We start from the raw sequence: 18,477 nt of genomic DNA on the forward strand, positions 1-18,477 counted from the left end.
ATTTTAAGTGCTACATGGAGAAATGGACTGCCCAAAATTTTAAACAAACGTTTGATTAAAAAAGCACAAACCTTTTAAAATAAAGGTTTGTGCTTTTTCTTTAAAACATAATAGAAATTAAAAGCATTCCAATGCCGATAGAAGTAAATGTTGCGATTAAACCTGGAATCATAAAGCTATGATTTAATACGTATTTACCGATACCTGTTGTACCAGTACGGTCAAAGTTAATGGCAGCAACGATTGTTCCATAGTTTGGAATGAAGAAATATCCATTTACTGCAGGGAACATCGCAATCAGTAGTGCTGGTGGAATACCAAGGGATAGTCCAAGTGGCATTAAGGCACGTACTGTTGCTGCTTGGCTGTACAGTAAAATAGATAGAATGAATAGCGCGATGGCAAATAGCCAAGGTGCACTTGTTACTAAATGCTGAATGGATCCTTGAATCATATTTAAGTTTCCATTAAAGAAAGTATCTCCCATCCAAGCGATACCGAAAATAGCAACAACTGCTGTTGCTCCTGCTTTAAAGACGTTACCAGATACAATGCTTTCTACATTTGGTTTACAGAAAATAATAATAAGAGCCGCGATAGTTAACATAACCATCTCAATTGTGTTCGGCATGGAAAGACGAGCTAACTTCCCATCAACTATCCATCCTGGACGAAGTGCTTCAAATGAACCAAGAAGTACAACAAGGAAGGTTCCAACTAGGAAAAGGATAACTGATAATTTGGCGCCTTTTACACCTACAAATTCTTTTTTCTCTTCAAGTTTAGGAATCATTCCTTCGTTTAATCGTTTTAAGTATTCAGGGTCTTCATTTAATTCTTTTCCCATCTTACTAGCAACGAATGCTGCTAACATACAAGCAATGAAAGTAGAAGGGATACTTACTTTTAAAATATCTAATAAGGTAATTTTATAGTCAGCGAACATTGCTAAAAGAGCAACTGTGGCAGCTGAAATCGGACTAGCTGTAATTGCTTGCTGAGAAGCGATTACGGCAATCGACATTGGGCGTTCTGGTCTAATCCCTGATTCACGAGAGACTTCTGCAATAACAGGAAGTACAGAATAGGCAACGTGACCAGTACCTGCACATAGTGTGAATAAATAAGTAACAATTGGAGCAAAAAAAGTAATACGCTTTGGATTTTTTCGCAATGCTTTTTCAGCTAGATGAACAAGATAGTCCATTCCTCCAGCAGCTTGCAAAGCACCAGCAGCTGTAATTACTGCCAAAATCATGAGCATTACATCAATAGGAGGCGCGGTCGGTTGTAAGTGGAAGACAAAAACGAGTATTGCCATACCAACTCCACCCATTACTCCTAAACCAACTCCGCCTAGGCGTGCACCAATAAAAATACAGAGTAACAAGGTAAGAAATTGTAGCCAAAACATGATAAACTACCTCCGAAATTCATTAATTAAGATATATTCGAATAGTTTAATTTGAATGAAAATTAAATGAATACCCGAAGAAATCCTTGTTATTTATACATTTTTTATTATATAACACAAAAAAAGTAACATTCACGTACTTTTTGAAATTATTTCGAAAAAGCAATGCATTAAAAATTTGTATTTATATCTCTAAATAAGTAGACATTTTGATTTATATGTTGTAATCTTTGAAAGAGAATAAATTAATTCTCATAGAACTCCCATATCGTTCAACTCGTTCAGCGAGAAAGGCAAACTGATGGAAACATGAGGACGCAAAACTACAGGAGCTAAGGTCGAAAGGCTATGCTAGCCAGTTACCGGACGGATAGGGTTGGTCTTGGCCAATGCTTTTACATTGGCTTTTTTTTATTCTCGAATATATTGAGAAACATTTTCAAACAAAATATTCGTATATTTTGTTTTTTTGTTATGTTAATTAAGGAAGGTGGATATTAATGAAAAAGTATTGGCATAAGTTAACGTTTCTTCAAAAGAACGTCTTATTAACCGTACTAGTTATTTTGACGCTTGTTGGAAGTATGGGCGCGTTAAGTTTCAACATGTTTCAAAATAGTATGATGTCTTTATTTGAAAGACAGTCTATTGAAACAGGAGATACTGTAATAAATCAATTAGACGCAGAATTAGTGAAAGATCTTGCGAAAGATCCTACAGCCCAAAAGGAGAAGAAGGAAAAGTTAAAAGAGCAATTAGATGAAGTGACAAAAGATTTAAAAAGTGTTGGACAAACGTATATTACGGGAGCAAAACCCAATGACAAACGAGAATTACAAATCGTTGGTTTGACTACAGAGTTAACAAATGCAGTACCTGTAAAGCCGGGTGACTATTATGAACAACCAGCTCATTGGATGAAGGCATACGATAAAGTGATAGATACGAAAAAGGCACAAATGACAGAAGTATATGAAGATGAACTAGGCTCATGGGTGACAATATTAGAGCCCATTACGGATGGAGAAAAAAATATTGTCGCAATTGTTGCGGCAGATGTAGATGCTTCTGTTATTCCAGATACAAAGAAGAAATTTATGATGCAAGGTTTACTATTCATTTGTATTTCATTAGCTATTGCGACTGTTATTCAATTCTTTATTGTTCGTAATTCGTTAGCCCCATTAAAAGACCTAAGAGAGGGATTACGTAAAGTTGGTGAGGGTGATTTAAGTATTAAATTAAAAGAAAGACCAGATGACATTGGTATTATTAATACTTATTTCAATGCAACGATTGAGAAATTTAAAGGAATTATAGATAAAGTAAAACAAACTGCAGAGCAAGTTTCTTCTTCATCACAAGAATTATCGGCAAGTACTGAGGAAAACAGTATGGCAGTTCAAGAAATTGCAGGTTCCATGGAAGGTTTAAGAGTAGGAGCACAGTCTCAAGAAACTTCAGTACAACAATGCTTAGGAATTGTGCACGGAATGGAAAATAAGGTGGAAGAGATAACTGGGGCTGCGAAACTGGTTGCGGTTGCCTCAGAAGGTATGGAGCAACATTCAATTGAAGGTAATGAAGTAATTGGACAAATTATTAATCAAATGAATTTAATCCAAAATGCAGTAAAAGATTTATCTTCGATTATTTATTCATTGGAAACAAGATCGAAGGAAATTAGTGATATCGTAACCGTAATTACAGGTATTTCAAATCAAACCAATTTACTTGCGTTAAATGCTTCTATTGAAGCTTCACGTGCTGGAGCTGCTGGAAGAGGATTTGCAGTGGTCGCTGATGAAGTACGTAAATTAGCTGAGCAAACTGAAACGTCAGCGAAAGATATAGCTAAATTAATTGGGGAAACACAAGCTGAAGCAGAAGAGGCTGTAGTTTCAATGCAAAAAGGTTCAAAAGAAGTAGAATCTGGAATTACTCTTGTTCAAAGTAGTGGTGCGTTCTTCGAGAAAATTTCAAAATCAGCACATTCTGTTACGGACCAAGTTAAGGCGGTTTCTAGCAACTCAGGTGATATTTTGCAAAATAGCCAAAATATCGTTCAAGTTGTAAATGAACTATCACATATTGCAAATACGTATGCGAATAGTAGTGGTAATATTGAAGAGAGTATGAAAGAACAGGAAATGTCAGTACAAGATATTGCAGAATTAGCTACTTCTTTAAGCTGGCTTGCACAGGAGCTGCAAGAGTTAATTGGGGAATTTAAAAGTTAATAGAATAATATAAGGTGTAGATTTAATCTACACCTTAATCTTTTTTTAAAATGAATAATTATATATTTATATCTAATGGTATACGGTTGTGATTTTAATCATTGGTGGAACATGTCCTCCAATGATCAAAGTTTCATTTTTATATTATGGAGAGTGAGAGGATTCAGTATGAGTATTTTCTTAAAACGTTCATATGTGGAGAGATATGAACAATTTTCGCAACAAAATTATGAACCGTTTATGATACCAAAGGATATTCAAGTAAATGAATATACTCAAATGAAAATTAAGGATATACAAGCGTTTGAACGAAATAAATTAGATTTAATCGCAGCTACTTTTGTATGGCTATATCATGTTAGTAATGAAAAACGTATAGTGATACCTTATTACATGAGACAGAGTAGTTATCCGTTATGTATTACAATTGAACAAGAACTTTCTTATGAAGAGCTAAGGATAGAAATTAATGATCAAATCATGCAGTTAGAAAGTATGGAAGAAGAACGGAAGATATTGTTACAATATGATGAAGAAAAATGGGGGAAACCTGCAGTTACAGTAGGAAAAGAAAATAGAAATAGTCAATTAAACTTTATTGAATTAAAGGATAGTTGTTTTGAAGTTTCTTATAATGAAAAGCAATTGAAAGAAGAAACAGCACTTCGCTATATAAAGCAAATTCAGTATGTAATTCAGCAAGGTATAAAAAAAGAGACGCAATGTGTTGTAGATATGAATATTATTACAGAAGAAGAATTAGTGATATATAAAGAAATAAATGACACAGAAGTGCTATACCCGAATAAAAGTATTGCGGATATGTTTTGTGAAACAGTAAGGAAATTTTCAAAGCGTATAGCTTTATCTTCGGTGGAGGGAACATTAACATATGAACAACTAAATAAAAAAAGTAATAAAATTGCTCACATGTTATTACATCATGGGGTGAAACAAGGTGATTATGTCGGTATCTTTATGAAGCGAAGTATTGATACGGTAGTCAGTATATTAGCAGTTTTAAAAACAGGTGCAGCTTATATTCCGATTGACCCAGATTATCCAGCAAATCGAGTGCAATATATTATCGAGGATAGCCAATCAAAATTAGTTTTAACGAAAGAAGCGAAAGTACCGTTTGAGGATATTCGAGAATTATCTCTTTACGATATTGAACAATTTTCAGAAATAGATGTGAACGTGGCAATTGATCTTGATGATATCGCATATATGATCTATACATCCGGTTCTACGGGAAATCCGAAAGGAACAATGCTTGCGCACCGCGGAGTAGTGAATTTATGTACATGGATGCAAAGGCATTATGAATTAAGTGAAGAAGATATTTTCGCGCAGTTCCCTTCATTTAGTTTTGACGCATCTATTTGGGAGTTATTCGCGTCATTATTCTGCGGTGGAAATATATATGTGTTATTGGATGAACAAAGGCTTTCGGTAGAAGCTTTTGCAAATGCAATTTATAAAGCAAAGGCAACATCTATTTTAGGCTTAGCTACAATTTTCCTACAACAAGTAGCAACATATCTTCCAGATGAAAGTAAGTATAAGCTCGATTCATTAAAGAGGATTGCAGTTGGTGGAGAAATGCTTACTGCTGAAGTAGTAAAACTATGGCGAGAGAGAATTGGTACTCACGTTCAGTTAAATAACGCGTATGGCCCGACAGAATGTACAATTACAACAACGACATATCCAATTCCAGCGGAGTTAAACGATCAACTTGCTAGTATCCCAATCGGGAAGCCAGCGGATAATTATAAAGTTTGGATATTAAATGACAATATGAAAGTTTGTCCAATTGGTATTCCAGGAGAATTATATATAGAGTCAGTAGGTTTAGCAAAAGGTTACTTTAATAAGCCGGAAAAAACAGAGGAAGTATTTATTCCACATCATGAAAAACATGATAGTAAGATATATAAAACAGGTGATATTGTTAAAATATTGGAAGACGGAAATATTGAGTTTTTACATCGTAAAGACAATCAAGTGAAAATTAGAGGACATCGAATTGAATTGGGTGAAATCCAAAACACAATTGCAAAATATGAAATGGTAAAAGATGCAGCTGTATTTACGAAGAAAGGTGAAGAAGGTAGTCATTACTTAGTTGCTTTCTATACAACTAGTAATGAAGTTGCTATGGAAACTTTAATACATGATTTAAGAGAACGATTACCAGATTATATGGTACCGTCTAAATTAATTTATATTAATGAACTGCCACTTACACCGAATAAAAAGGTTGATTTGAAGCGATTAGCACAACTAGAAGCAGACTATGAACCACTTCGTTTACAAGAATATATTGCACCATCTACCGAAGCGGAAGAAAAAATAGCGAAAGCTTGGATTGATGTATTAGGAATCTCAAAAATTGGTGTTCATGATGATTTCTTTACAATCGGTGGGCATTCATTGAAAGTATTGCGAGTTTTAACTTTGTTGAAAGAAGACTTTCCGTATTTAACAATTCAAGACTTCTTCCAGGAACGAACGATATATGGGTTAGCACAAATTCAAAGAGAATTAAAAGTTGAGGAAGAAGAAGTATTCCATGAATATAAAGTTATACATGAGCCAGATCCAATTTCCCGTATAAATGAAGTGACAGACAGCAAAGTTTCAAATATCTTTTTAACGGGAGCTACAGGTTATTTAGGTTCACATATATTGTATGAATTATTAAAAGATACAACAGCACATATTTATTGCTTAGTAAGACCGACGCAAGATATACAACAAAGAATTGTTAATACATTAACAAATTACTTTAAAGATATAAGTCAAGAATGGTTGCAACGCATAACAGCAGTACCTGGTGATCTTGGGGCAGAGTATCTTGGTATGGATGAGGATAAATTTATTCACTCCAAAGTTGATACGGTGATTCATTGCGGTGCAGATGTAAGACATTTTGGAGATGTAGCCCAGTTTGAAAATGTGAATGTGCAAGGAACGAGTCGTATGTTAGCCCTAGCGGAAGAAGGAGCATCATTCCACTTTATTTCAACAATTGGTATTCCGATAGAATTAGCAATAGAGCAATGGGACACATATGTGGAAACAGGTGATTTTAATTACGATGTAGAGTTAGAGAATGTGTATTCTGATAGCAAATTACAGGCAGAAAACCTTGTTCGTAAAGCGATACAAGAGGGTGTCCGTGGAAATATTTATCGTGCAGGTAACTTAGCGTGTCATTCAGAGACAGGTGTATTCCAACAAAATATCGAAGGAAACGCATTCTATCGTCTTATTAAAGCGATGCTACTTATTGGACAAGCTCCTAATGTGAAATGGGGAATCGATTTCACACCAATTGATTTTGCTAGTAAATCAATTGTAACGTATGTACAAGATTCACAAATAGATGGAGAAACGTTGCACATCTGTCATCCACATCAAATTGAGTTTGAACAATTTATACAGCTAATTGGAGAGTGTGGATACAATCTTGAAATGGTTCCACTTTCAGAATATGTAAATACCGGACTTGAATTAGCGAAGGGAAATGAAGTAGTAGCTGAGTTAATTGCTTCTCAAGTTGCAGGAGATGGAGCGCAGCAATCTGAAATTGTAATGGGTACACGTAGAACGAATGAATGGATTAAGAAAAAAGAATTGATAGTACCAGCAATCAATAAAGAATTTATACAGCAGTTATTAGCTCATGGTGAAAAAGTTGGATATTTTCCAAAAATAATGAAATGATTATGCATGCTTTTGTTTGTTCAATAAAATAAATCATGCTACAATGAAAACGAATTAAGGACCGGGGAGCCAATTGGCTGAGAGGATGTAAGTAAACATCGACCCTCAACCTGATCTGGATAATGCCAGCGTAGGGAGTTACTTAAAGTGATGTAGCATATGTTATTCTATAATAACTTGCATACAAGGCTTTCCTACGCAGTAGGAAAGCCTTTTCTTATTTTTGAAATTTAATTTTATAAGGGGGATTTTATTATGTCACAACAAGTTACAATGTCATTTTCAGTAGTACCACAAGCGAAAACGAAAGATGTATATTCTGTTGTCGATAAAGCAATTGAAGTTGTGCAACAATCGGGAGTTCGTTATGAAGTAGGGGCAATGGAAACAACTTTGGAAGGAGAATTAGATGTACTTCTTGATGTCGTTAAACGTGCGCAACAAGCTTGCGTCGATGCTGGAGCAGAAGAAGTGATTACTTCTATTAAAATCCATTATCGTCCAAGCACTGGTGTAACAATAGATGAAAAGGTTTGGAAGTACCGTGATGAATATGAAAAACCAGAAGCAATCTAAACTTATTACAACTATTTGGCTTATCCTTCTCATTGCAATATGGGAAGGATCTGTTTCATTATTTAAAATCGAACCGTGGATTTTACCAAAGCCTTCTGCCATTGTTCAAGAATTAATTGGGATGAAAGATTTACTATTACCAAATACGATGCAAACACTGCAGGAAGTTATAATTGGACTATTCTTTGCAATTTTATTGGGGACGAGCATCGCAATTATTATGGACGTTATACCGTTATTTCGTATTTTAATAAATCCATTGCTCGTTATTTCGCAAACAATTCCAATCGTTGTACTTGCACCGCTATTTATTATTTGGTTTGGATATGGGATGTTGCCAAAAGTAATGGTCGTAATACTCGTTTGTTTCTTCCCAATTGCGCTTAGTATTTTAGAAGGTTTTCAAACAGTAGATAAAAACATGTTGAAGCTGTTACAAACAATGAAGGCGACAAAGTGGCAAGTTTACCAGAAAGTAAAATTTCCAGCAGTGCTCCCATACTTTTTCTCAGGTTTAAAAATTGCAGTTACATATAGCGTAATGGGGGCAATTATCGGAGAATGGCTCGGTGCAAGTGAAGGATTAGGGGTTATGCTTACGAGGGCTACAAAATCCTTTTTGACTGCCCGAGTATTTGGTGTTGCAGCAATCATCGTTATGGTGACATTATGCCTGTATTTTATCGTAGAGTTTATGGCAAGAATAACAGCACCATGGATATATAGAAAGGACGGCAGAAAATGAAAAAAGGTTTAAAAGTTATGTTAGCTGCCTTATTAGCAGTAGGTGTGGCTGGATGTAATCCGGCGAAGAAAGAAGAAAGCGCAAGTAAAGATCAAAAAGTAAAAGTAGTATTAGATTGGTTTCCAAATACGAATCATACTGGCTTATATGTAGCGCAAGCGAAAGATTATTACAAAAAGCAAGGATTAGATGTAGAAATTATTCAACCAGGTGACAATGTAACAGCAGAGCAAATGATAGCATCAGGAAAAGCTGACTTCGCAATAAGCGCACAAGAAAATGTAACGTTAGCTCGTGTGGAAGGGATCCCTGTTGTGTCTGTAGGCGCGATTATTCAGCATAACACTTCAGCTTTTGCATCGCTTAAGAAAGATAATATGACGTCACCGAAAGCTTTTGAAGGTAAACGTTATGGCGGCTGGGGAGGACCAGCGGAAGAAGCGACATTAAAGACGATTATGGATAAGCATCAAGCTGATTTTAATAAAGTTGAAAAAATTATCTTAGGACAAACAGATTTCTTTAAATCAATCGGCCGTGATGCAGATTTCGAATGGATTTATTACGGTTGGGATGGTATTGAAGCGAAGCGTCAAGGAAAAGAGTTAAATACGATTATGGTGAAGGACTTAGATCCAGCGCTTGATTTCTATAGTCCTGTTATTATTACGAGTGAAAAACATACGAAGCAAGATAAAGACTTTGTGAAAAAGTTTATGAGTGCAACGACAGAAGGTTATAATTTTGCAATTAAGGAACCGAAAGAAGCTGCTGATCTTCTAATTAAAGCTGTTCCAGATGTAAATAAAGATTTAGTTCAAGAAAGCCAGAAATGGTTAAGTACGAAGTATCAAGATGATGCTAAAGCATGGGGAGTACAGAAGGAAGAAATTTGGACGAATTACATGAATTTCTTATATGATAACAAAGTTATTAAAAAGAAAATCGATGTAAAAGATGCTTTTACAAATGAATTCCTTCCAAGTGAAAAATGAGCGGATTACAAATAAAAAATATAGTGAAATCTTTCGATGGAAAGAATGTATTAGAGAATATTAGTGCCTCTATACAAGAGGGAGAGTTTGTTTCTTTTGTAGGCCCGAGTGGTTGCGGGAAAAGCACATTATTAAATATGATTGCAAATGTTGAAAATCCAACAAGTGGGAACGTAACATATAACGATAAGCAAGTACAAGAGCAAGATGTTGTTAGTTATATGCCACAACAAGATTTATTACTACCGTGGAGATCGGCTTTGCAAAATATCGTTCTACCATTGGAAATCGAAGGGAAACCGAAAAAACAAAGACTAACAGAAGGAATGGAAGCATTAAAGCAGTTTGAGTTAGATGAATATGCAAATCATTATCCAGACGAATTGTCTGGTGGTATGCGCCAAAGAATTAGTTTTCTTCGCACATATTTATGTGAAAAGCCAATTATGCTACTTGATGAGCCTTTTGGAAAGTTAGATGCATTTACAAAAATGGAAGTACACAGTTGGCTTTTAAACTCTTGGCACCAAGAGAAGCAAACAATCGTTATGGTTACACATGACTTGGATGAGGCAATCTTGCTTTCGGATCGCGTATTTATTTTATCTCAAAGACCAGCATCAATAGTTGGCGAGGTACAAGTGAAATTACCTAGGCCGAGAACGATGGATATGTTAACATCACTCGAGTTAAAAAAGGATAAGGAAGAGATTTTAAGTGTGTTAGCTCCTTATATGAAAAAATAGAAAAAGCCTTTTAACAGTTTTTGATATAATTACTGTTAAGGGGCTTTTTTTTAGAATATGAAAAAATGGAGAAGGAACAAAAGGAAAAATAGAGAATAGAATATAACAGAGTAGTTTATACTCTTAATATAACAAATGTTAAAGGAGTGAAAGGATAAAATGACTTTATCAACTGTTCTTCAAATGGTTTTAGCTTGATATGGGAGAAGTCTGCCTATTTTTTAAGATTAAGCTAAATTGAAGACAGCAGGTAAAGAACCTTAATCCTTTTTTACGATAATATGTAATGGGTAAGGTGTATTCACCTTACCCATTTTTATATGCATAATTAAATAAGGCTTCATACTGTTGGTCTCTCTATTTAGCTTATGGACGATAAGTAAAGGAGAGAAAAAATGAGTATATTAACAGTAGAAAATTTAAATCATTCGTATGGTGAGAAAACCATCTTATATAATGCATGCTTTCGATTATTAAAGGGGGAGCATGTTGGGTTAGTAGGGAAAAATGGGATTGGAAAATCAACACTGTTAAGAATTTTAACAGGAGAACTTATACATGATGATGGGAACATTGAATGGTTTCCACATGTGAAGGTTGGATTTTTGCAGCAGCATATAGATTTACAAGAAGGGACAACAATTGAAGGATACTTTCAAAGTGCATTTTCTAACTTGTATGCGATTGAATACGAAATGTTAAAAATTGCAGAAGAGATGGCTGGAGCAGTAGAAGTAGAAGTAGAAAAATTGTTAGTAAGGTATGGAGAGTTACAAACTATATTGGAAAACTCTAATTTCTATCAAATTCATACAGAAATTGAAGAAGTAGCAATTGGTTTAGGATTGTTTGAAATAGGATTGGAAAAGGATGTTTCAAAGTTAAGTGGAGGACAGCGGACAAAGCTATTACTAGGAAAGCTTCTTCTAGAAAAAGCTGATGTTTTATTGCTAGATGAACCAACAAACTATTTAGATACAGCACATATAGAATGGTTGCAATCGTACTTGAAACTGTACGAAAAAGCTTATATTATCATTTCGCATGACGAAGTATTTTTGAACAATATTACGAATGTCATTTACCATCTAGAAGAACGAAAAGTTAAGCGGTATGTAGGGGATTATGAAAAGTTTTTACAAAGTTATCAATTGCAAAGGAAACAATTACAATCGGCGTATGTGAAACAACAAAAAGAAATTGCTCAGTTAGAAACATTTATTCAAAAAAATAAAATTCGAAAAGCAAAACAGGCAAAAAGTCGAGAGAAAGTATTAGAGAAAATGCAAAGGGTTGAAAAGGTAAATAATGTGCCTCAGTCCCGTTTTGCTTTTACTGTTTATAATGAACCAGTAAGTCGTATATTACAGGCTGAGAAACTAAGAGTGGGTTATAGTGAGCCGTTATTTCCAGACTTGAATTTACAAGTGAAGAAAGGAGACAAGATAGCTATTGTTGGTCATAATGGTATTGGAAAAACGACAATATTAAAAACGTTATTAGGTCAAATAAAGCCGCTAAGCGGCTCAATTTTTGTTGGGGACCGAGTGAGTCCAGCTTATTTTGCACAGGAAGAGTTTGCTTCAGAAATAACACCATTAGAGAAAGTTTGGGCAGAACGACCAGATATGACAAAGAAAGAAGTGCGCCAAGCATTAGCGAAGTGTGGATTGAAAGAAGAACACGTATTAAAACCTATTCGTTTATTAAGCGGTGGAGAGCAAACGAAAGTGCGTTTATGTGAACTTATCGTAACGAAAAGCAATGTTTTAATTTTAGACGAACCGACTAATCATTTGGATGTAGAAACTAAGATGGCTTTACAGGAAGCGTTACAACAATACACAGGAACAGTTTTAATTGTCTCACATGAACCTTCTTTCTATGAATCGTGGATAACAAAAGTATGGAATATAGAAGATTGGAATGCTGAACAATATGAATAAAGAAAAGGCATTAGCTTTTATGAGCTAATGCCTTTTCTTTGTGATTAACATGATTTTCGAGAACTCTTACATGAGAATTGTATGAAGAAGCACTCTTATGGTGCGCTTATAAGCGTGCTTTTTCTTTTGTTATATTTATAATAATACGAAAGCCTTTCCCTAACAGGTGACTATCTTTCTTTGTATATATAGATAGCTCGAAATAGAATGAAAATAATTCCTATATGTAAAGGATAATGTGGATATTATAGGAAGACAATAGAAATTAAAGGAAATTCATGTAAAATTCAAATGAACTTCATATAAACTTCATATTAGAAACTAGATATAATTATAATAGGTTAATATGATATTTTGATTTTTCATAAAATTAAAAGTTTGAATTTAGGAGGTATTGCTCAAACCTAAATTCAAACTTTAGTGAAATAATTAATGGATATTACGTCTAGTTTTCGCTAATGACGGCATTTAAAAGTTCGGCAGGATTACCCGTTCCTGCACCACCAATTGTAATAGATCCACCAGGAGGAATTTCGCCATTCCATCCTGCGTTCGTAATTACATAATGATTATTTGTTTTACTACTAATTTTAGAATCCCAAACTTGTGTTAAATTGCCGCTATAATCAAATTCTAATTTCCAATTTTTAATAGGAGTCGTTCCGTTATTTTTAATTATAATCGAGAAGTTATAACCGCTTCCCCAATTCGAAGTGACTGAAAATGTAGCAGTGCCATTTCCATCAGGAGGTGTTGTATTAGCTTCATCCGTTTTGACGGTAAGAGTGGTAGGGTGTGATTTATTTCCAGCAGCATCTTTAGCAATTACTGAAAATGCGTATTCAGTATTAGGTTTTAAGTTTTTAATTGTAATGCTATTGGTTGTTGTACTCCATTTCTCTTCTCCAGCAGTAATTTCATATTCCGTAACTGCTACGTTATCAGTAGATGCAGTCCAGTTTAATTGAACTGAGTTTGAATTTTTATTCGTAACTACAATGTTTTTAACATTCGTTGGTGGCTCAGTATCTTTTTGACTAATAGGTCCACCAAGTAATTCTTTTACTAGCGTATCAAGTAATTTTGGACCACTACAACTATATTTTGGACTTGTACGGCAATCCCCGCTTAGTTCCCAAAACATTGCTCCACTTAAACCTTTCGTCTTTATATAGTCTGTTTTATATTTCATAGATTCATTGTCATCGTAGCTAATAAATGTGCCTGTAGTCGCATTATATAAGTAAGGGACTTTAGCTGTGTCATTCCAGTAGCGTACAAAACCATTTTTATTAACGTAATTGGCTGCTAAATCACCGTAATCATACACACCTGTGTCACCGGTAGAATAATCATCCCAAGTACCTTTAGAAGCAAGTTTCCCATCACTACCTGGTTTGCAAGGTTGATATTGTCCGTTATTTTCTTTTCCACAACTTTTCCAGCCACGTCCGTAAAAGGGTACGCCTAATACTAGTTTATCGACTGGAACACCTTCATTTGTATAAACATTTATAGCACCATCTACGTAAAAATTCGTATTTGCTGCTGGGTCATTTGGATCCTTATATAGAGCTGCATTATGATTAGAAGTAGCTTCCCATCCGCCGTGGAAATCATATGTCATAATATTAATCCAATCGAGTATTTGAGAAATTTTCTTTAGCTCTGTATGATCAGCGTAGCGTTGGCTTGCACCTGAAGCGATTGTTAGTAAATATTGTTTGCCATCTTCAGTACCTGCTTTATTCAAAGCATTTCGGACGTCTTGAAGAAGAAGAGTGAAATTTTGTTTATCTTCAGGACGATAACTACCACCAGGAATCGTTTCAACGCCCGGATATTCCCAGTCTAAATCTACGCCATCAAACCCATATGCGCGAAGAAAAGCTACTGTAGATTCAGCAAATACTTTTCTTGTTTTTTCATCAGCGGCCATATCAGAAAAGCGGTTAGACCAAGTCCAGCCACCAACGGAAATAATTGTTTTTAAGTGAGGATATTTAGCTTTTAATCGTTTTAGTTCTCCGAAATTTCCGCAACGGGCATATTTATCGCAATCTTCCCAAGTTGTCCCTGAGCCAGGATACGATTTGGTAACATCAGCCCATGGTTCCCCGAGTACGAGAGTACCATTAGGAACCTCTTTATTTTGCAATGGTACACCAGATTCTTTACAGTTCCACGTTTGTTTATTTGGATTATCAGGATGAGTAGAAGGGTTTCCATGTTTTCCATTCCAACAAATATCCGCGAAAGCATAGTTAAGGTGAGTAAGTTTTGATGCATCAATATCAGCAACTTGATAATTACGTCCGTAAACGCCCCACGAAGGAAAGTACCCAACAATTTTTTGACTTTGCTTTGGTGAATCTGCTAATGCGAGATTTGGAGTAATAAAATTTGTGAGAAAAAGAGGTAAGAAAAGTAGTAGAGATAGTAATAGCAGTGTAAATTTTTGAGACCTCATAGCCATTTCTCCTTTCAAAATAAAAGATATATTTAAAGGCATACGCCAATAAATCAAAATGAATCTAGACGTATGAAACGTCTAGATAAAATGATCAGACATCACGAAGTCTATACAAGGGAACTGGGGGTGATTAAATCGTAACAAATGTAAGATTTAGTGTAAACGCTTTATTCAGTTGTAAAAGACTTTCTCAATACAAAAAGGCTTGAATACAAACTATATATGAAAACGAAAGATTGGTATGGGAGGAAATAGCTCATTATAAATAAATTTGAGAAAAAATTGTATGGAGCCAATTATTAAAGACGTAGAAAGATAAGGAAATATCATGTAAAATAATAGTAAAAATATGTAAAGGAGGGAATGGTGTGGATGTGTTTTTGAACATTGCTGAAGAAAAAATTCGAAAAGCAATACGGAATGGTGATCTTGATTATCTTCCGGGAAAAGGAAAACCACTACAATTAGAAGATTTTTCAATGGTACCTCCAGAACTTAGAATGAGCTATAAAATTTTAAAAAATGCGGGAATGATTCCACCAGAAATGGAACTACAAAAAGATATATTAAAAATAGAGGATCTAATTGCTTGCTGTTATGATGAAGAAGAGAGAAAGAAATTAAGAGAAGAGTTAACAGTAAAAACGCTTCGTTTTCAGCAGGTAATGGAAAAGAGAAAGATTAAAGATAGTTCAGCTTTTCGTATGTATCAAGACAAAGTATTTCGTAAATTACGCTAAGAGGGATAAGATGACTACATTTAAAACGATAGAAGAATTAGCGACCTATATCGAAGAACAACAATTGGTACTTCTGTTTATTAAAACGGAAAATTGTGGTGTTTGTGATGTTATGGTAAGAAAAGTAAATTGCGTATTAGAGAATTATGATTACGTAGAGAAAATAGAGATATTACTACAAGACATGCAAGAGATTGCGGGGCGATATGCCGTATTTACAGGACCGACAATTTTATTATTTTATAATGGAAAAGAGATCCTTCGAGAATCGCGCTTCATTTCACTTGAAAATCTAGAGAGAACCATTCAATTATTCGAGGAATAAGGGAGGCTTTTATATGGAATTTATTATTGTCATACTATTATTTGTTGTAGTTGGAATAATCGTAACAGCAGTTCGATCGAACAAAAAGAAGGTAAATCTTACAAAACAAAATAACATTCATAATTCATCTAACAGCTCATCACCATTATTTTTCTTTGCTGGATCTGATAATGATAGCTCGCATGATGGTGGTTCACATGATTGTGGAGGGTCTTTTGGGGGAGATAGCGGAGGAAGCTGCGGTGGCGGCGGTGGTGATTGATGAAAATGCGCCTTATATAGGCGTATTTCTTTTTAAACAAACGTTTGATTAGTCGGCTTACATATGCATAAACACAGTTAAACAAACGTTTGATTAATATTTTTAACATACTAAGGGGAATGGAAATGAAAAGGGAACCGAAAGTGAAAAATAAGGGGAAAGTAGTGTTGTTTTTATTAGCTGCGGGAGGTGTAATTCTTGTTAAATTAGCATTTAAATTTGGAACAATACATATGATTCGAACTTGGTTTGAAAGTACGTTTTCTTAAATAAGGAATATAGCCTCTTGCGATAGAGGTTTTTGATTTGTTATCATTAGACTGAACGGTCGGTTTAAAGAGGTGTGAATATGAGAAGAAGCGCAGAAGAGATAAAGAAAGAAATTGCATATAAAGCAGAAAGTCTATTTTCACAGAAGGGCTATGCAGCTACATCTATGGAAGAGATTTGTGAAATTACAGAGCGAAGTAAAGGAAGCATTTATTATCACTTTAAAAGTAAAGAAGAATTATTTTTATTTGTAGTGAAACAGCATACGTATGATTGGGTTGAAAAATGGAATGAAAAAGAGAAGTTGTATAGCACTAGTACTGAAAAACTATATGGTATCGCGGAATATCATGTAGAGGACATACAGCAACCAATTTCAAATGCAATAGAGGAATTCTCTATGAGCCAAGTTGTAAGTAAAGAGATTCTGGATGAACTGTTAGCTTTAACTAGAGAATCATATGTTATGTTTGAGAAATTAATTGAAGCAGGTATACAGTCTGGAGAGTTCCGTGAAGATAATGCTCGTGATCTTATGTATATTGTGAACGGATTATTATCAGGGCTTGGAGTACTTTACTACGAGTTAGATTATAAAGAGCTGAAACGTATTTATAAAAAGGCAATAGATGTATTGTTAAAAGGAATGGCAGCTGAATAATAAGTCAGTTGCTTTTCTTACAAAATAAATTAGACCGAACGGTCGGTTTATGGAAGGAGAATGAAAGTGAAAGCTTTATTTAAAAACCGAGCATTTATGCTCGTTATGGCATCTGATATTTTACAACAATTTGCAATTTGGATTAGAAATATGGCTCTTTTATATTTCATAATGGAGCGGACAAATAATGATCCAGTTTCAGTGTCTCTATTATCTGTCATGGAGTATGCACCTATCTTTATTTTCTCGTTCATTGGTGGTGCATTAGCAGATCGTTGGAATCCGAAAAGAACAATGGTTGCTGGAGATGTGTTAAGTGTACTGTCTATTATAGGAATTGTCGTATTGTTAAAATTTGATTATTGGCAGGCTATATTTTTTGCAACACTCATTTCCGCGATTGTAGGGCAGTTTTCTCAGCCGTCATCGTCGCGTATATTTAAGCGCTATGTAAAGGAAGAAGAGGTAGCAAATGCGATTGCATTTAATCAAACATTACAGTCCTTATTTATGATTTTTGGGCCAGTTGTAGGATCAATTGTGTATACACAACTTGGCTTATTTACATCACTATATAGCTTAATCATTCTATTTTTGTTATCGGCTATCATCCTTTCATTTTTACCAAAATGGGTTGAACAAGAGCAAGTGGCAAGAGATTCATTAAAAAATGATATAAAAGAAGGATGGAAATACGTTCTTCACACGAAAAATTTACGTATGATTACGATCACTTTTACAATTATGGGTTTAGCTGTTGGATTAACGAATCCATTAGAAGTATTCCTTGTAATTGAACGTTTAGGCATGGAAAAAGAAGCTGTTCAATATTTAGCGGCAGCTGACGGAATAGGTATGTTAATCGGTGGTATTGTTGCTGCAGTTTTCGCTTCAAAAGTGAATCCGAAAAAGATGTTTGTATTCGGTATGAGTATATTAGCGATGTCATTTTTAGTAGAAGGGCTATCTACATCATTTTGGATTACTAGTTTCATGAGATTTGGAACAGGTATTTGTTTAGCTTGTGTTAATATCGTTGTCGGTACGCTTATGATTCAACTTGTACCAGAAAATATGGTTGGAAGAGTAAATGGGACGATTTTACCACTGTTTATGGGGGCAATGTTAATTGGAACTTCACTAGCTGGAGGATTAAAGGAACTAACTTCACTAGTTACTGTGTTTTGTATAGCGATGGCACTTATTTTATTAGCGATAGGGCCAGTTCTACGTATGCAAATAAAGAAAGAAGCTGTCGCTAATAAAGAGGAACTAACAAATTCGTTAGCTTCGAAATAACTATTTTAAGGGAGCAAAATTGCTCTTTTTTTTTTGAGGAACTTTTGACA

The 18,477-nt window shown here is 34.8% G+C and carries 15 protein-coding genes and 2 riboswitches; of the genes, 13 read left to right on the plus strand and 2 right to left on the minus strand.

The features are described 5' to 3' along the window. Nucleotides 1-100 precede the first annotated feature (100 nt). Nucleotides 101-1,414 carry an anaerobic C4-dicarboxylate transporter family protein gene (locus AC241_RS02210; RefSeq protein ID WP_043937733.1) on the minus strand — a complete coding sequence of 438 codons (1,314 nt, stop codon included), beginning with the start codon at nt 1,412-1,414 and terminating at the stop codon, nt 101-103. Between the two features lie 282 nt (nt 1,415-1,696). Next, nucleotides 1,697-1,781: riboswitch (cyclic di-GMP riboswitch) on the plus strand. 133 nt (nt 1,782-1,914) lie between these two features. Between AC241_RS02210 and AC241_RS02215 the strand changes: the two genes are divergently transcribed. The 7 genes from AC241_RS02215 (at nt 1,915) to AC241_RS02245 (ending at nt 12,397) form a co-directional block, all read left to right on the plus strand. Beyond that, nucleotides 1,915-3,654 carry a methyl-accepting chemotaxis protein gene (locus tag AC241_RS02215; RefSeq protein WP_016083674.1) on the plus strand — a complete coding sequence of 580 codons (1,740 nt, stop codon included), beginning with the start codon at nt 1,915-1,917 and terminating at the stop codon, nt 3,652-3,654. 174 nt (nt 3,655-3,828) lie between these two features. Further along, nucleotides 3,829-7,389, plus strand: coding sequence for a non-ribosomal peptide synthetase (locus tag AC241_RS02220; RefSeq protein WP_413541762.1), 3,561 nt, complete (start codon nt 3,829-3,831; stop codon nt 7,387-7,389). 52 nt (nt 7,390-7,441) lie between these two features. After that, nucleotides 7,442-7,543: riboswitch (TPP riboswitch) on the plus strand. A gap of 101 nt (nt 7,544-7,644) precedes the next feature. Beyond that, the gene (locus tag AC241_RS02225) at nt 7,645-7,965 is read left to right on the plus strand and encodes an MTH1187 family thiamine-binding protein (protein ID WP_016083672.1); all 321 of its coding nucleotides are present in this window, start codon (nt 7,645-7,647) and stop codon (nt 7,963-7,965) included. Then, nucleotides 7,937-8,710, plus strand: a complete 774-nt coding sequence (locus AC241_RS02230) for an ABC transporter permease (RefSeq protein ID WP_016083671.1) — start codon at nt 7,937-7,939, stop codon at nt 8,708-8,710. Before AC241_RS02225 ends, AC241_RS02230 begins: the two co-directional genes overlap by 29 nt. Beyond that, nucleotides 8,707-9,705 carry an ABC transporter substrate-binding protein gene (locus AC241_RS02235; RefSeq protein WP_016083670.1) on the plus strand — a complete coding sequence of 333 codons (999 nt, stop codon included), beginning with the start codon at nt 8,707-8,709 and terminating at the stop codon, nt 9,703-9,705. The genes AC241_RS02230 and AC241_RS02235 overlap by 4 nt, the downstream gene beginning before the upstream one ends. Beyond that, entirely contained in the window at nt 9,702-10,451 is a 750-nt protein-coding gene (locus tag AC241_RS02240; protein WP_016083669.1) for an ABC transporter ATP-binding protein, read from the plus strand. The genes AC241_RS02235 and AC241_RS02240 overlap by 4 nt, the downstream gene beginning before the upstream one ends. Before the next feature lie 395 nt (nt 10,452-10,846). Continuing rightward, nucleotides 10,847-12,397: an ABC-F family ATP-binding cassette domain-containing protein gene (locus AC241_RS02245; protein ID WP_016083668.1), complete on the plus strand. Its 1,551-nt coding sequence runs from the start codon at nt 10,847-10,849 to the stop codon at nt 12,395-12,397. Between the two features lie 445 nt (nt 12,398-12,842). On the opposite strand, the gene AC241_RS02250 is transcribed toward AC241_RS02245, so the two are convergent. Then, nucleotides 12,843-14,867, minus strand: a complete 2,025-nt coding sequence (locus AC241_RS02250; RefSeq protein WP_048564641.1) for a glycosyl hydrolase family 18 protein — start codon at nt 14,865-14,867, stop codon at nt 12,843-12,845. A gap of 371 nt (nt 14,868-15,238) precedes the next feature. Here AC241_RS02250 and AC241_RS02255 point away from each other — a divergent pair, with 371 nt between their 5' ends. The 6 genes from AC241_RS02255 to AC241_RS02280 all read left to right on the plus strand — a co-directional run bounded on the left by AC241_RS02255 (nt 15,239) and on the right by AC241_RS02280 (nt 18,427). After that, a complete protein-coding gene (locus AC241_RS02255; protein WP_029441510.1) occupies nt 15,239-15,610 on the plus strand; it encodes a DnaJ family domain-containing protein in 372 nt (123 codons plus the stop codon). A gap of 10 nt (nt 15,611-15,620) precedes the next feature. Beyond that, nucleotides 15,621-15,935: a thioredoxin family protein gene (locus tag AC241_RS02260; protein WP_029441511.1), complete on the plus strand. Its 315-nt coding sequence runs from the start codon at nt 15,621-15,623 to the stop codon at nt 15,933-15,935. 13 nt (nt 15,936-15,948) lie between these two features. Further along, nucleotides 15,949-16,197, plus strand: a complete 249-nt coding sequence (locus tag AC241_RS02265; protein ID WP_016083664.1) for a hypothetical protein — start codon at nt 15,949-15,951, stop codon at nt 16,195-16,197. Nucleotides 16,198-16,322: 125 nt separating this feature from the next. After that, nucleotides 16,323-16,466, plus strand: coding sequence for a hypothetical protein (locus tag AC241_RS02270; protein WP_000817985.1), 144 nt, complete (start codon nt 16,323-16,325; stop codon nt 16,464-16,466). Between the two features lie 80 nt (nt 16,467-16,546). After that, nucleotides 16,547-17,128, plus strand: coding sequence for a TetR/AcrR family transcriptional regulator (locus AC241_RS02275; RefSeq protein ID WP_050842483.1), 582 nt, complete (start codon nt 16,547-16,549; stop codon nt 17,126-17,128). Between the two features lie 66 nt (nt 17,129-17,194). Next, a complete protein-coding gene (locus AC241_RS02280; RefSeq protein ID WP_048564644.1) occupies nt 17,195-18,427 on the plus strand; it encodes an MFS transporter in 1,233 nt (410 codons plus the stop codon). The last annotated feature ends 50 nt before the right edge of the window (nt 18,428-18,477 follow it).

Source organism: Bacillus thuringiensis, assembly GCF_001182785.1.
GTDB lineage: Bacteria > Bacillota > Bacilli > Bacillales > Bacillaceae_G > Bacillus_A > Bacillus_A thuringiensis_S.

Excerpts from the sequence above, each read along its gene's own strand:
- AC241_RS02275 (WP_050842483.1), top strand. The coding sequence starts at position 16,547 with ATGAGAAGAAGCGCAGAAGAGATAAAGAAAGAAATTGCATATAAAGCA.
- AC241_RS02215 (WP_016083674.1), top strand. The coding sequence starts at position 1,915 with ATGAAAAAGTATTGGCATAAGTTAACGTTTCTTCAAAAGAACGTCTTA.
- AC241_RS02210 (WP_043937733.1), bottom strand. The coding sequence starts at position 1,414 with ATGTTTTGGCTACAATTTCTTACCTTGTTACTCTGTATTTTTATTGGT.
- AC241_RS02235 (WP_016083670.1), top strand. The coding sequence starts at position 8,707 with ATGAAAAAAGGTTTAAAAGTTATGTTAGCTGCCTTATTAGCAGTAGGT.
- AC241_RS02230 (WP_016083671.1), top strand. The coding sequence starts at position 7,937 with ATGAATATGAAAAACCAGAAGCAATCTAAACTTATTACAACTATTTGG.
- AC241_RS02250 (WP_048564641.1), bottom strand. The coding sequence starts at position 14,867 with ATGAGGTCTCAAAAATTTACACTGCTATTACTATCTCTACTACTTTTC.
- AC241_RS02260 (WP_029441511.1), top strand. The coding sequence starts at position 15,621 with ATGACTACATTTAAAACGATAGAAGAATTAGCGACCTATATCGAAGAA.
- AC241_RS02240 (WP_016083669.1), top strand. The coding sequence starts at position 9,702 with ATGAGCGGATTACAAATAAAAAATATAGTGAAATCTTTCGATGGAAAG.
- AC241_RS02245 (WP_016083668.1), top strand. The coding sequence starts at position 10,847 with ATGAGTATATTAACAGTAGAAAATTTAAATCATTCGTATGGTGAGAAA.
- AC241_RS02270 (WP_000817985.1), top strand. The coding sequence starts at position 16,323 with ATGAAAAGGGAACCGAAAGTGAAAAATAAGGGGAAAGTAGTGTTGTTT.
- AC241_RS02265 (WP_016083664.1), top strand. The coding sequence starts at position 15,949 with ATGGAATTTATTATTGTCATACTATTATTTGTTGTAGTTGGAATAATC.
- AC241_RS02225 (WP_016083672.1), top strand. The coding sequence starts at position 7,645 with ATGTCACAACAAGTTACAATGTCATTTTCAGTAGTACCACAAGCGAAA.